Genomic DNA, 14,814 nt, shown 5'->3' with positions numbered 1-14,814 from the left:
CCATAACTATCTATCTAGATACACTTTGTACTAAAGAAGCTCTTCTTAATACTATCCATGTTAGGAAAATAAATGTGATTACAACTATCGTAACTGCGCCAAAATTTAAGTCTATCGTGCGCCCCTCTATACTCATAACAAAATCTATAAATAAGTCACGGAGGTTAGGTATTAAAATGAATATACCTAGCAAAGCTAGGTTGACGAACCCGCCAATAAGACCGAACCTGTAGAATATAGCACTAGAGAAGAAACCGACTGATATGATGAAAAGACAAATGACAAAGTCAATGAAAAAGTGATTGAACCATGTAAATGATAATGTTGTAGCATCTAAAGTGTAAAATATCGCTAAATTTGATAGTTCCGGCGAAGTAGTTATTAATTGAAAAATAAAAGATACGAGTAAATTCATTGCAGACATAAAAATGGCTAAAAGAATAGCGAAAAAACTAGCTGCTATAATGTAGTTATTCCGTGTCGCTCCCATTCTAATACAATTAGGAAAAATTTCTTTAGTAATTGAAAATCCAGCAATAGCAGCATAAATGTATACCGCTAAACTAGTATTTATTCTCACAATTGAGTCAAGAGATAATGAAGCTATAGAAAGTACTACTAAACTTGAACACAACACAACCCAAAAGATACTTATCGTGAAGCGAAAATCATAAATAAAATAATTTAAGGTTGCTCGAATATCATTATGCATATAAGCGTCCCCCTTCTTTTTCTGTCAAGTGAACCATTAATTCCTGAATATTGCACCGCCCTACATCTAAGCCTTTTAATTTTGCCTCTTGGATGTTTAATTTTTCACCAAATAACATAGCTGTTTTTCTTCCAATCATCTCATTCTCAAAAATAACATTTTTTTCATGACAATACTCATTAACTGCTTGTATATTCCCACTTATTTGAAGACTCATTTCTTGTAATTCATCTGCCGTTTTGTGTAGGAGCAACTCCCCCTCCTGGATTAACAAAATTTCTTCAAATAAATTACTCGCCTCATCAATTAGATGGGTTGATAAAATAAACGTTCGAGGATTCCTTTTATACTCGTCTAGTAAAAGATCATAAAACTTATATCGTGCTGATGCATCTAAACCGATATACGGTTCATCAAAAATGGTAATTTTTGCTCCGCTTGAAAGTCCTATGATGATACCTAATGCAGATTCCATCCCTTTAGACAATGATCTAGCACTCATATTCGGGTCTAAATTGAACACATGTAGTAAATGATCGGCTGTTTGCTTTGACCATGTTGGATAAAATTTAGATGCAACGTGTAGTACATGTTTAAGCTTTAATTTTCTTTTAAAATTATTACTTTCATTAATTAGGCAAACACTTTTTAACACGTTTCGATTATTGAAAGGTTGTTCGTTATTAATTAATATTTTACCTTTACTTGGTAATATATGACCTGCAAGTATTTGCATAAATGTCGTCTTCCCTGCCCCATTTCTACCTAATAGCCCATAAATTTTATCCTCCTCAAGCGTGATGTTAAGGTTGTGTAATGCTGTTTTGGAACCATACTTCTGACTAAGGTTTTGTGTATATATTTTCATCATTCTTCCTCCTTGTTAATCAAAATAGAAAGTTCTTCCTTAGATAAACCAAGCTTATTTGCTTCAGCTTTTAATGGAATGATGTAATCATTGTAAAAATCTTTTTTCCGCTTCTCGAAAATCATTTCTTTTGCACCATCTGTGACAAACATACCTATCCCTCTTTTTTTAAATAATATCTTTTGATCCACAAGCTGATTAATTCCTTTTGCTGCTGTAGCAGGGTTAATTTGATAATATTTGCCAAACTCATTTGTAGAAGGTACTTTTTCCCCTTCCTTAATAGACCCATCTAAGATACTTGATTCAATATTTTCAGCGATTTGAGAAAAAATGGGTTTTTCACTGTTTAATTTTTGATCCATAATGGTTCCTTCCTTCATTGGTTAGCTACTTATGTAACTAACTTAAATGTTTTTGAATAAAATGTCAATACTTTCTATATAAAAAATTATTTTACTTTTTTTGTGGACTATACAGTTATTTCTCTATGATGGGCGCTTCACTTAGTAAACTTATAGCAAATGGGAAATAGTTTATGCTATGAAGATATTTGATTAAATCGTATTTTTGGGCTTGCAAATAACCCCCCCTAGGGGATATAGTGATCAGTGAGGTGATAACATATGTCAGAACATCATAAACATCGCAAAAGTATAGTAAATCGGTTAGCCAGGATTGAAGGACATGTTCGTTCTGTGAAAGATATGGCTGCATCAGATAGAGATTGCGGTGATCTACTTATTCAAATAGCCGCTATTCGTTCAGCACTTGACAATTGTGGCAAACTGATACTAAAGGACCACCTTGAGGGTTGTGTAGTCGAAGCTGTCAAAGAAGGTGATGATCAAGTAATGGATAAATTAAACGACGCTATTGACAAATTTATACGTTAGAGGAAGGTATATTAATGGAGCATCAAATTGAACAACAAAAGAATTCATCGGAAACTACAAAACATTTAATCATCACAATTTTAGCTCTAGCATTACCAGCAGTAATCGAGAATTTTTTTCAAACAATACTTGGATTTGTAGATACGTTATTTGTTTCAAAGCTTGGTTTAATTGAAGTGTCTGCTGTCGGAGTTACGAACGCTATTTTGGCTATTTATTTTGCAGTATTTATGTCGTTAGGGGTTGCGACTAATGTTTACGTAGCGAAAAATATAGGAGCAAATAACAAGGAAAAAGCGAGTCAAATTGGCCAACAGGCCATTATTTTGGCGACATTATTTGGTATTTTCTTTGGTGTTATATCGATATTCTTTGCTGAATCTCTATTACTCTTAATGGGTGTAGAACACGATGTGTTAAGCGCTGCAGTTACATATTTTCAAATTGTAGCCATCCCTTCAATTTTAATATCACTAATGTTTGTACTTAGTAGCATTATGCGAGGAACTGGTGATACTAAAACACCCATGAAAATAAGTGTTACGATCAACCTATTAAATATATTATTAGATTATATTCTGATTTTTGGATTTTTATTTATCCCTTCTTTCGGCCTTGCGGGCGCTGCCTTTGCTACTGTCATTTCTAGGTTTATTGGTGTAATTGGCTTAACAATCTACTTAGCAAAATCGAACATTCTTGCATTTAAGAAAAAAAATTGGAAGATTAATAAAAAGTCCCAGCTACAATTAATTACATTAGGTGCCCCAGCTGCTGGAGAAAGACTTGTTATGAGAGTCGGCCAGGTGCTTTACTTTGGGATGATTGTTGCTCTTGGAACAAACACATTCGCAGCCCACCAAATTGCAGGAAATATTGAAATATTTTCTTATATGATTGGGTATGGATTTGCAACAGCAGCTACCACATTAGTCAGTCAAAAGCTTGGAGAAAAAGATTTTGCAGGAGCACAAAGGTATGGGAATTATTCGATTCTAATTGGCACGATTGCTATGACTATTTTTGGTCTACTACTCTTCTTCTTTGGAGAATGGGCAGCATCATTTTTCACAACAGATACTAATGTTATTCAACAAATCACTCTTGCATTGAAAATAGATGCATTTATTCAGCCGGTTCTTGCATTTGTTCTCATCTTAACAGGCATTTATCAAGGCGGTGAAAATACTAAATTTCCGATGTATACAACTGCAATCGGGATCTGGTTAATTAGAACACTAGGTGTTTATCTACTAGGATTATACTTTGGTTTTGGAATTGCGGGCATATGGATTGCAATTGGTTTAGATAACTTATTTAGAGCAATCTTTTTGTGGATACGATATAAAAATAATAATTGGATAAATAATATAACAAAGTTGGAAGCATAACTTTGTTAATTATAAAGAACTTTGTTCTTATTACATTTTCAATTTTTTTTAAAAAAACTCTATTCGAAAACTTTGCTACTATCGTTCCTATACTAGATTATAAATACGTTTTTCTATCAAAAGTCATCGCTATATAGAAGAAAAGATGCCACGAAATGTTGGAGTATACATGTTTTGTGCTTAGTATGATAACTACAATAAATGGGAAAAAAGTACTTCATTCAGACATAAATAAAAAGGGAGTAATAAGATTTAGAATGTAATCTATAAGACTCCCTTTTGTTATGCTCATTTATTTATCTTCGTGTGTAAGTTTTATAAATTAACAAGGATGAAACTAATAATTTAGAATATGGAAAAATCTGAAGGTCCAACCACATTATAACCTATCTCTTATTGAATCAGATAGTAAACAAGGTTTAGCACAACCGCAACAGTAAGTAAGGTAACTGCGACTGTTAACTGAATGTTGACTATTTCTTTTTTAAGAATATTTTTTTGCATTTGTTGCTGTTCTTGCTCTTTTATCGTATCAGGATCAACCTTGTAATCTACTAAGCTGTTAGCATGTTTTTCTTTCGACCGAAAATCTTTACCCGAACTCATCAAAAAAACAGGAGTGAACCAACGCTCCAATAAATAAAAAATCGTGCAAAGCGTTAACATAAGTAATCCAAATATAAATGTGTAGTTTGTTAGAGTAAATATAAAACCTTTATCATTGACAAATAAGAAACTTAACACGATACATAACAGTAATATAAAAATACTTAAGATGTATTTTGTATGTTTGTAAGAATACACAAATATCTTTCCTTTCTTACAATGAGTAATGATCTATCTGCATAGGTTGTTGTTATTAATTTCATATACAGCTCGTGTCTAGTTGCATATAATGTTCTAAAAAATCTCGTTTTACAACATTAAATAACATAACTATTAAATGACAACAAGAGCTCATTAGTAAATATTGAACATAGATTATTAAAGATTTAGATGTTCAACATAATGTATTTCTGACATGCTATTCATATAAATGACAAGCAACAAAATGACCTTTTTTGACCTCCACCAGCTCAGGTTTTATTTCTTCGCATTCTTTTTTGACATAAGGACATCTTGTGCGAAAATGACAGCCACTAGGAGGGTTCATTGGACTTGGCACGTCTCCCTGCAGAACGATACGTTCCCTGCTTTGTTCAATATCTGGATCTGGGATAGGTATAGCTGAAAGTAGAGCCTGTGTATACGGATGAAGTGGATCCTCATACAATTCTAAACTTTCTGCTACTTCAACTAGTTTACCGAGATACATGACACCAATGCGATCAGATATATGTTTGACCATCGCTAAATCATGAGCGATGAATAAGTAAGTTAGCTTGTGCTTTTCCTGTAATTCTTGAAATAAATTAACAACCTGTGCTTGGATAGATACATCTAACGCTGATATTGGTTCATCTGCTATAATAAATCTCGGCTGAACTGCTAGTGCTCTAGCGATACCTATACGCTGACGCTGTCCACCAGAAAATTCGTGTGGATACCTGTTTGCATGATTTTTATTTAAGCCAACCAATTCTAACAACTCGTATACTCGTGCAAGCTTTGCCTTTTTATTCTTTTTGTACATTTTTTGTGCATCCATTCCTTCAGCAATGATCTCAGTGACTGTTAACCTTGGATTTAATGATGCATATGGATCCTGAAAGATCATTTGGATATCACTGTGTAAGGCTCTTTTTCTTTTATTGTCCATTTTTAAGATGTCTTCACCATCAAATATAATTTCACCGCTTGTAGCTTCATATAACTGCAATATTGTTCTTCCTGTTGTTGATTTTCCACAACCTGACTCTCCTACTAAACCAAAAGTTTCACCTTCATTTACAGTAAAAGATACGTCATTTACTGCTTTAAGCTTCTGACCTCCTCCAACTTTAAACTCTTTGTGTAAATTCTTCACTTTTAGTAACGGCTTAACGTTTCCCATTATACATGTCCTCCTATATGCATAGGCTGATGTATCGGAGGAACCGCTGGATCCTCAAGCCAACAAGCTACTTTATGAGTTAGTGATTTAGTAGTTTCATAAGGATATTCTTCGGCACAAATTTTCATAGCATAATCACAGCGCTCTGCAAATGGACAGCCGTTAGGTGGGTTATTCAATGGTGGTGGTGTACCAGGAATTGATGCTAACCTTCCGTGTTCCCTCGAATCTAGACGGGGGACAGACTTTAACAATCCCCATGTATAAGGGTGCCTAGCGTTATAAAATATTTCTTCTAAAAAGCCTTGTTCAACAATCTTTCCAGCGTACATAATCATGACTCTCTGTGCAATATTAGCTACAACTCCTAGGTCATGTGTAATTAAAATAATGGATGTATCGATCTTTTTTTGTAAATCTTTCATTAAATCTATAATTTGAGCTTGTATCGTTACATCAAGTGCAGTAGTGGGTTCATCTGCAATTAACAGCTTCGGGTTACAAGCTAATGCAATGGCAATCATGACACGTTGTCTCATTCCGCCACTAAATTGATGTGCGTAATTATTTAATAGTTTTTCAGGGTTAGGAATACCTACTAAACTAAGCATTTGAATGGCTTTTTGTTTAGCAGCTTCCTTTGATAACCCTTGATGCTTTATTAGACCCTCGCTAATTTGTTTGCCAATCTTCATTGTTGGGTTTAACGAAGTCATCGGGTCTTGGAAAATCATTGATATTTCAGCGCCACGTACTTTTTGCAGTTCTTTATCGTTTAGTTTGGATATATCTTTTCCTTCGAATAGTATTTCACCTGATTTATAGCGCCCTGGAGGCATTGGGTTTAACCCGACAATGGTTTGAGACGTAACACTTTTTCCAGAACCTGATTCTCCTACTAAGGCGATTACTTCTCCCTTCTTCACTTCAAAGCTTACTCCTCGTATTGCTTCAACTTCACCTTCAAATGTATCAAAAGAAAAGTATAAATCTTTTACTTCTAATAGCTTTTTCATTAAGTCTATACCCCCCTAAGCTGAAAAAAATAGTTGATTATAAGGATATTGATATTTAGTACATTGAATAAATTAACATGGAACATTTCTGTTATTTTCGAAGTCTTGGATCTACTGCATCACGTAAACCGTCTCCAAAAATACTGAACGAAAGAATAATCAAAGTAATAATCGTTGCTGGGAAAAATAACAAGTGTGGTTCTAAAAGAAGTAACTTTCTTCCATCATTGACTAAAGATCCTAAAGACGCATCTGGTAATGGTACACCTAAACCAATAAAACTCAGTACAGCTTCAGCAAAAATAGCTGCCGGTATCGTAAAAGACATGTTTACCATCATTGGACCCACCATATTAGGAATAAGATGTACACGTATGAGTTTCATAGGTTTTGTTCCTAAAGAACGTGCTGCTAATACGTATTCTCTACTTTTTAAGCTCATTACTTGACCACGGATGAGGCGGGCCATCCCCACCCAACCTGTAAGAGCAATTGCGATAATAATAGCTAATATTCCTCGGTCAATGACCATTAATAGTAAAATTGTAAATATAATGTTAGGTATACTTACGATTATTTCTATAAAACGCATCATGATAAAATCAATTCTTCCTCCAAAGTAACCCGCAATAGCTCCATAAACAACACCAAAAATAACATCTAATGTTGCTGCGACAACACCAATGAGTAGAGATATTTTTGCACCTTCCCACGTCCTGGTCCACATATCTCGACCTAATGTGTCTGTGCCAAACCAATAATCATTTTCCATCGTGGGTTCCATTTTAATACTGTCATAATTTTGGTAGTCTGCATCATGTTCATTCATATATGGACCAGCAAACGCCATAAAAGTAATCACTATTAGGAAAAACAATGAAATCATGGCTGGTTTATGCTTTTTTAAACGGCGCCAAACATCTTGAGAAAAAGACATACTTTTATACTGCTTATCATGATCAGCTTTATAGATACTCTTGTCTAAAGGCTGGAATCTCTTATCTTGAATCATAGGATCTGTATTCATGCTATTCAGTCCCCCCTATGATACGAATTCTTGGGTCAACAATAGAATACAATAGGTCCACAATAAATAGACTAATGATGTATAAAATCGCATAAAATAACGTCAAACCCATCGTTACTGTATAATCTCGTGTTATGACTGAAGTTACTAATTCCTTACCAATACCTGGGATGGCAAAGATTTCTTCAACGACTAACGAGCCTGTCATACTGAAAATGATTACAACTGGTAAGCTAGTGATGAGTGGAATCATCGCATTTCTTAAACCATGTCTCATAAGAACAAGAGGCTGAGACAACCCTTTAGATTTTGCAGTTTTTATATAGTCTTGTCCTAATACTTCGAGTAGCTCCGAACGCATCATCCTTGTGTAATATGCAAAACCTCCTAATGCAATTGCTAACGAAGGTAGTATCGTATGTTTATACGATTCAAATTGCGCAATAGGTAATAATTCTAGTTTCCCTGCAACTACATATTGGAGTAGTACTGCTGCTACAAAGCTTGGAATTGCGAATCCAAATACGGCAATACCAACAGCTAAATAATCTATTAATGTATTTCTCCATATCGCAGCAATAATGCCAAGTAATATTCCAAATGGGATACTTAACGCAACTGCTTGCAACCCGATTGCCGCAGAAGGTCCAATTTTCTCTGCAATAATAGTCGTTACTTCTCTATTTTTTATTCTGTACGATACACCAAAATCAAGTTGTACAACATTTGACAAATATATTGCATACTGTTCTGGTATTGGTTTGTCTAATCCGTACTTTGCTTTCATATTTTCTAACACTGCTGGTGGAATTTTGTCTTCTTCAAAAGGCGTTCCAGGAATTGCTTTCATAAAGAAAAATGATAACGTACATATTACCCATAAAGTTAAGATCATAAAACATAAACGCCGGAGGAAAAACTTTAGCATACTTATCCATCTCCTATCTTGGTGTGACTTGAAAAAAGAGTAGTCAAGTTAAATGTACAAAACATATACCTTGATTATTTTGAAATTCAAATTAGTACATACCTTTCGAGTTAAAGCAATAACAATAGAAGTTAAGTTTGTATTTTTTACTTTTCTGTTACCGATGCCCATTTGTATGATGATCTTGGACCAACAGCATGAGTGACAATACCATCAACATATGTTCTTTCTAAACTATAATACCCATCATGTGATAGAGGAATATACGCATAATCTGACACAACAATTCTTTCCAGTTCAGCGTATAAGTTAAATTTCTCTTTCATGTCATTCGTTGCTCTAACATCCTCAAGTACTTGATCGTATTTCTCACTTACATATCCATTTTTGTTAAACGATCCTGTTGAAACAAATAAATCTAAATACGTACTTGGCTCATCATAATCTGCAGTCCACCCTGCTGCTACTAAATTGTAATCTCTACTATCCATTAATGCTCTTCTTATTTTGGAGTCTGTTTGTTTTATCGTAAATGGGACACCGATTTCTCCCCATTTTTGTTGTAAGTACTGTCCTGTTTTTGCCCAATCATCACTTTGATAAACAATTAATTCAAATTCTGGAACGTCTTCACCAATCTCAGCTTTTGCTTCTTCAATGAGTTGTTTAGCTCTATCAAAATCAAATTTAAGCAAATTAGAATTTTCTGTGAATTCAGAACGGAAATCTACACCTGATTGTGAACCAGCCATACCTGGAGGAATGATACCACCTGCAGGAACCTGTGTTCCTCCCCATGCAACTTGACTCATTTCTGCACGATCAAAGCCAATTGCTAATGCTTCACGAAATTTTGCATTTCTTAAATACTCACCTTGGAGACCTTCTGCTTCTTGGTTTAATACAAACCACCACGTATTTGCTCTTGTACGCAACGTTGCTTCATCACTATTTGCATATTGATCAATATAATCACTAGGGAGAGCTACACCATCAATATCACCTTGCTCATACATTTGCATTCTTGTATTATCATCTGAAATCCATGGCATGTTGATTTTATCAAGTTGAACCGTATCCTTATCCCAATATTTTTCATTTTTCGCTAAAACAACTACTTCATCGTGGGACCACTCTTCTACTACAAAAGGACCTGCATAAAGCATATTACTTGCTTCAGTTCCATACACATCTACACCGCCAACTTCTTCAAAATACTGTTGTTGAATTGGTACTAACGATGGAAAAGCAAGTAACTCTAGAAACGCTGGGCTTTCTCCATCCACTTTAATCTCTAGTGTTTTATCATCAAGTGCTTTGACACCTACAGCATCTTTCGCAGTTTGTATAACTGTTTCAGCTTCAGCCTCGTTTTCTGGAATTTCCATATACACCAAATCCGCCGCTCCAGTAATTAATGTAATTTCAAACAAATACCCATATTCTGCTGCATTACGTGGATCCATCACAGTCTTCCAACCGAATTCAAAATCATAAGCCGTTATAGGCTCACCATTTGACCATGTTGCGTCTCTTAAATAGAATGTATAGGTATTATTTTCAAAATCATGACTTTCTGCTAAGCCATATTCAATAGTAGCACCATCTTGTCCTTTTCTCATTAACCCCTCTTGAATGTTATTTAAGAGAAGTAAATCTTGAGTATAGGCACCATAGACAGGACTTAATGAAGTAGGCTCACTCATAATGGTGTTATAAACTTGTTCACTATTCGTACTTTCAGCTTCCTTATTGTTATTATCACTACTACTTTCGTTACTTTTTTGAGATGATGAATCGGATGTCTGTGAAGCTCCTTCACTATTGCAACCAGCAAGACCAAGTACGACTGCCAATACAACTGTTAACATAACCATTAACCAACTTGTTCTCTTTTTCATAATTTCCCCTCCTCTTATTTTTGCGTGAGCCTTGAGTTACGGAAACATTACCGGTAACCTTTATTGCAATCTTCTGTGGATGCTGTCATAGAGTGATTACAATTGTTCCACGCTCTTACATATGTATTTTGCAAGATGTGTGCCAAGGTAAATGTGTATCAAAGTATTTGAGGTCAATGTACAAATTGGATTACGTGCTCATATACAGATGTGTGATAAAAACAGGGATTTTTGTTGAAGGATAAATAATCTGTATTTAGTTATGGACGGTGATAAGAGCTTGTTAGTTATGTGTATATGTATCCATACACATTGTAAAAATATTTTAAATATTCAATGTTTTTATCTTCTATGTTGTACATATAGATCCTTCTGCTCTAGTGTTACACACTAACAAAATAAACAAGTATTTAAGTAGCGTTCTTGGCTTTTTTCTTCTTTAGAATTCTTGTTATAATTATAAAACTACTAGCTACCTGTTTAAATTTTATTGAAAAGGAATTCAGCTTACGAAAAGTGCCTACAGCAATCTTTCTTCTTTTTGAAACCATGTTGGTATTTTTACTTAAATTGGACAGCATAAATTTAATAGGTTTACTAATCAAATGTTATATTGTGTTAGTTTTGTATGACATTCATTAATGTGTGCGACACCAGATTGAAACCGTTATTAAACACACCTACGGATGTTTTCATTAATAATTTTCAGTCATATAACAAAAGTAGTCTCAGGAAGGTGCTTTCCCAAGACTACGTTTATAACCTATATATTCTCCATTTTTAATTCATCAATAATATTATCTTTTTTTACTTTATTACTGGAATACAGCATAGATACAACTACAATTAAAAATATAGCAATAATAACAATTATCATATCCGCCCAAGGGATCGAAAACTCAAGTTTGATTGTGTTCATCATGGCCCGGTGAATGGCATAGATGATTACGATACTAATTGGTAAGCCATATAACAAAGACTTTATTCCGTAAAAGAAACTTTCATAATTAATCATTTTGTTAAACTCTTTAGAAGTCATACCAATTGATTTTAGCATTGCAAATTCTCTTTTACGTAAAGCAATACTAGTTGAAATCGTATTAAATATATTTGCAACTGATATCACTGTTATGAGTATCGTAAATCCATAGGAAAATGCTTTAATTAATAGCATCAGCTGTTTGTTTTGTTTTCGTTCTACATGAGAACTATAAATAGAGAAATTGGCATCATTTAGCTCTTCGATTTCAGTATATGTTTGCATTGGATCTGAAGATGTTAAATAGAGATCCGTAAAAAAGTCTTGAACATAATTAGTAGGAAACAGTTGTTCCACTAAGCTTTCTGGTATGATGATTTCAAATTCTAGGAAATCTAAAGTAATATCCCCCATTGGAAATTGGTCTGTGACGGCTGCTATTTGGACAGAATTTATAAATGTTTCCCCTGCTTGTTTCCCTGTTCCAAAAACTTTGTCAATTAAACTTATTTTCATTTCAGGTTGTGCATAAATAGATTTTTCTTCAATTATTTGCTGCGTATTTTCATCTATGTGTTTAAATGTATCTATCAATATCACATTAAGCTGATCCGAATTCTTCAACTTTTCGGAGTCTACATTAATTGACTTAGCATATTCAACGAAGCTATCTTCATCGAGTACATTTACATCTACTCTATAAAGGATTTTTCCCCCTTCTTTTTTATCTGCAGGACCTATCCGTTTTTTAGCGTCCTCAGGTACGAAGTTAGCATCGATCCAAGAGTATAGATGCATTTTTTTTACAATACTAGCACTCGTTACATAATCTAGCGTAGATAAAGACTTTAACATTGTTGTATCTTCATTTCTAGTTGTTACTTGAATGTCATAATTAACGTTCCTTTGTGAAAGTTCTATTGATTTTTGTAAATGATCGGTAAAAAAAGAAACCGATATAAAAAGGATAATGCTCACCACAAAAGAAAAGATCGTTATTTGGTACCTTTTTTTATTTCTCTTTACATTTTTCAAAGCGATTTCAGCCTGAATTCCAAACAAATTCCGAATAATTTTGGATGTTTTAATTTCTTTCCCTGTTAGCTTGACATCTTGCGTTTGGCGTATGGCATCAATAGCTGAAACTTTTGAAGCTTTCCGAGCTGGTAAATAACATGATATAAAGATTGTAAGTAGTGAAACACCCACTGCAACCAACATTGACATTGGCGTAACGGTTAGTGTTAATAGTTTTTCATCTATATTTAACGATTGTTGTATGAATGTGTTAATGATTGAGAGAGTAATCATTACACCTATTAACCCTATAATAATACCTATTGGGATACTAATGAAGCCGACAATTGCTGCCTCGAACAAAACAGAATTACGTTTTTGAATCTTTGTTGCTCCTACACTGCTTAACATGCCTAAATATCGAGCACGTTCAGCAAAACTTATGGTAAAGGCATTATAAATTAAGGCTACCGATCCAGCTACAATTACCACTATAATAATGATTTCTGAAGCAAAGATGGTCATTCTTAAGTTTTCTTTACCTGTCACACCATAATAATTCAACAAGTGAGTATTATATTGGATCTTATCAGCATCGATATTATTTTTTTCAGCTAAAGAACTCGAGGTATCATATAAAGATTGACTGACTTTATCTAGAGCAATATATGCATCAACTGTTTTGTTTGCTGGAAATAAATTCTCATCCAAATAGCTAATAATCATATATCCAGGTGTAGATAATGTTGTATCCCATGATGGACTTTCAATCTCCCCAACAATTGTATAAGTTTGTGTTTTTGTATTTATTAATGTTTCAATGTTAACCCCTTCTGCCTTTTGTAATGGTACCATTTGGTCTAAAGGTTCGCTAGCACTCTCGCCAGTTACATATCGTTCTCCTATTTCTAATGTTAATCGGTCACCAACTTCATATTTTCCACCTATATTTGTTGCGAGATCTTTAGAAATAACGACTTCATGATCTGCTGTGGGGAATCTTCCAGCAAGTAATTCAAACGGAAATTGGTTATATGCCTGCGTATTATATTCTTTTACAAATAAATAAGGCTTACTTTTGTTATGTGTTCCTTCTAAAAGAGCAGTCCCAACATCATTAGCAAGCGACATTGCCTTTATATTCTCATCCTGTTTAATACTTTCAATCTGATCTTTATTAATATCATTGTAGACAACATGCCATTCCCCAGTTTGTTCCATCGCATTTTCTTGCAAGGCACTTATAAATGAGGTCGTAAGCGTCGCTGCAGCCGTCACCATTGCAACAGAAATAACGATCCCAATAATGGTTACGATTGTACGCCTTTTATTTTTCTTCAAATGCCTGAGGGTTAGTTTGTTAATAATATTCATGGACGAATGACCTCGTTTTTGACAATTCTTCCATCTTCAATAGATATAATTCGATCTGCTTGCAAAGCAATTTTTTCATCATGTGTAATGACGATCAATGTTTGGTTATATTTTTTATTAAACAGTTTTAATAAATTTATTACTTCATTACTGTTCTTGCTATCTAGGTTACCTGTCGGCTCATCCGCTAACATAATGGTCGGATTACTAATCAATGCTCTTCCGATCGATATTCGTTGTTGTTGTCCACCTGAAAGTTGATTTGGTAAATATCCTAAGCGGTTATTTAGCCCTATGGTCGTAACGATTTCATTAAGTAGCTTGTTATCTACTTTATGTCCATCGAGTAATAATGGCAACGTAATATTTTCTTCAACGGTTAATATCGGTATTAGATTATAAAATTGATAAATTAAGCCTATTTGCCTTCGCCGAAAAACAGCTAATTGAGTCTCGTTTAGCTGATAAATATCGGTGTTATCGACTACTACTTTTCCGCTTGAAGGTCTGTCGACACCTCCCAGCATATGAAGTAGTGTTGACTTCCCAGATCCTGACGGTCCAATAATTGCGACAAATTCACCTTTATGAATCGAAAATGTAACATCATCAAGTGCTTTAACTGCCGTGTCACCTTTACCGTATATTTTAGACAGATTATCTATTTTTAAAATTTCCAATGGTATAACCTCCAAAAGTCGACGTACTTCTA

Annotated in this window: 13 protein-coding genes; 2 read left to right on the top strand and 11 right to left on the bottom strand. The window is 34.2% G+C overall.

Annotated elements, in window-relative coordinates:
• Positions 1 to 10 precede the first annotated feature (10 nt).
• From SLH48_RS12730 to SLH48_RS12720, 3 genes are read right to left on the bottom strand one after another with little or no spacing between them, the layout of a single operon-like run.
• Positions 11 to 712, bottom strand: a complete 702-nt coding sequence (locus SLH48_RS12730) for a hypothetical protein (RefSeq protein WP_320258495.1) — start codon at positions 710 to 712, stop codon at positions 11 to 13.
• On the bottom strand, positions 705 to 1,580 hold the full coding sequence (locus SLH48_RS12725) for an ABC transporter ATP-binding protein (protein ID WP_320258494.1): 876 nt from the start codon (positions 1,578 to 1,580) through the stop codon (positions 705 to 707). Before SLH48_RS12725 ends, SLH48_RS12730 begins: the two co-directional genes overlap by 8 nt.
• Positions 1,580 to 1,945 carry a GntR family transcriptional regulator gene (locus tag SLH48_RS12720; protein WP_320258493.1) on the bottom strand — a complete coding sequence of 122 codons (366 nt, stop codon included), beginning with the start codon at positions 1,943 to 1,945 and terminating at the stop codon, positions 1,580 to 1,582. Before SLH48_RS12720 ends, SLH48_RS12725 begins: the two co-directional genes overlap by 1 nt.
• A gap of 261 nt (positions 1,946 to 2,206) precedes the next feature.
• On the opposite strand from SLH48_RS12720, the gene SLH48_RS12715 reads away from it, so the two are divergent.
• The gene (locus SLH48_RS12715; protein ID WP_214481760.1) at positions 2,207 to 2,476 is read left to right on the top strand and encodes a metal-sensing transcriptional repressor; all 270 of its coding nucleotides are present in this window, start codon (positions 2,207 to 2,209) and stop codon (positions 2,474 to 2,476) included.
• A 14-nt stretch (positions 2,477 to 2,490) separates the two neighbouring features.
• Positions 2,491 to 3,867: an MATE family efflux transporter gene (locus SLH48_RS12710; protein WP_320258492.1), complete on the top strand. Its 1,377-nt coding sequence runs from the start codon at positions 2,491 to 2,493 to the stop codon at positions 3,865 to 3,867.
• Positions 3,868 to 4,260: 393 nt separating this feature from the next.
• Here the strand turns inward: SLH48_RS12710 and SLH48_RS12705 are convergent, their stop codons facing one another.
• From SLH48_RS12705 to SLH48_RS12670, 8 genes are all read right to left on the bottom strand, one after another.
• A complete protein-coding gene (locus SLH48_RS12705) occupies positions 4,261 to 4,671 on the bottom strand; it encodes a hypothetical protein (RefSeq protein ID WP_320258491.1) in 411 nt (136 codons plus the stop codon).
• Between the two features lie 220 nt (positions 4,672 to 4,891).
• Entirely contained in the window at positions 4,892 to 5,860 is a 969-nt protein-coding gene (locus tag SLH48_RS12700) for an oligopeptide/dipeptide ABC transporter ATP-binding protein (RefSeq protein ID WP_320258490.1), read from the bottom strand.
• Positions 5,860 to 6,876 carry an ABC transporter ATP-binding protein gene (locus SLH48_RS12695; protein WP_320258489.1) on the bottom strand — a complete coding sequence of 339 codons (1,017 nt, stop codon included), beginning with the start codon at positions 6,874 to 6,876 and terminating at the stop codon, positions 5,860 to 5,862. The genes SLH48_RS12700 and SLH48_RS12695 overlap by 1 nt, the downstream gene beginning before the upstream one ends.
• Positions 6,877 to 6,967: 91 nt before the next feature.
• Positions 6,968 to 7,903 (bottom strand): ABC transporter permease, encoded by a 936-nt coding sequence (locus SLH48_RS12690; RefSeq protein ID WP_320258488.1) that lies wholly within the window; start codon positions 7,901 to 7,903, stop codon positions 6,968 to 6,970.
• A 1-nt stretch (position 7,904) separates the two neighbouring features.
• Positions 7,905 to 8,831, bottom strand: coding sequence for an ABC transporter permease (locus SLH48_RS12685; RefSeq protein ID WP_214481766.1), 927 nt, complete (start codon positions 8,829 to 8,831; stop codon positions 7,905 to 7,907).
• Between the two features lie 146 nt (positions 8,832 to 8,977).
• Complete coding sequence (locus SLH48_RS12680) at positions 8,978 to 10,732, bottom strand: peptide ABC transporter substrate-binding protein (RefSeq protein WP_320258487.1); 1,755 nt, start codon at positions 10,730 to 10,732, stop codon at positions 8,978 to 8,980.
• Between the two features lie 763 nt (positions 10,733 to 11,495).
• Entirely contained in the window at positions 11,496 to 14,102 is a 2,607-nt protein-coding gene (locus SLH48_RS12675) for an ABC transporter permease (RefSeq protein ID WP_320258486.1), read from the bottom strand.
• The gene (locus tag SLH48_RS12670; protein ID WP_320258485.1) at positions 14,099 to 14,782 is read right to left on the bottom strand and encodes an ABC transporter ATP-binding protein; all 684 of its coding nucleotides are present in this window, start codon (positions 14,780 to 14,782) and stop codon (positions 14,099 to 14,101) included. Before SLH48_RS12670 ends, SLH48_RS12675 begins: the two co-directional genes overlap by 4 nt.
• Positions 14,783 to 14,814: the final 32 nt, after the last annotated feature.

The organism is Cytobacillus sp. IB215316, assembly GCF_033963865.1.
GTDB classification, from domain to species: domain Bacteria; phylum Bacillota; class Bacilli; order Bacillales; family SM2101; genus Nanhaiella; species Nanhaiella sioensis.
Note: the sequence above shows the minus strand (reverse complement) of the source record. Positions and strands in the feature narration are given on the sequence as shown.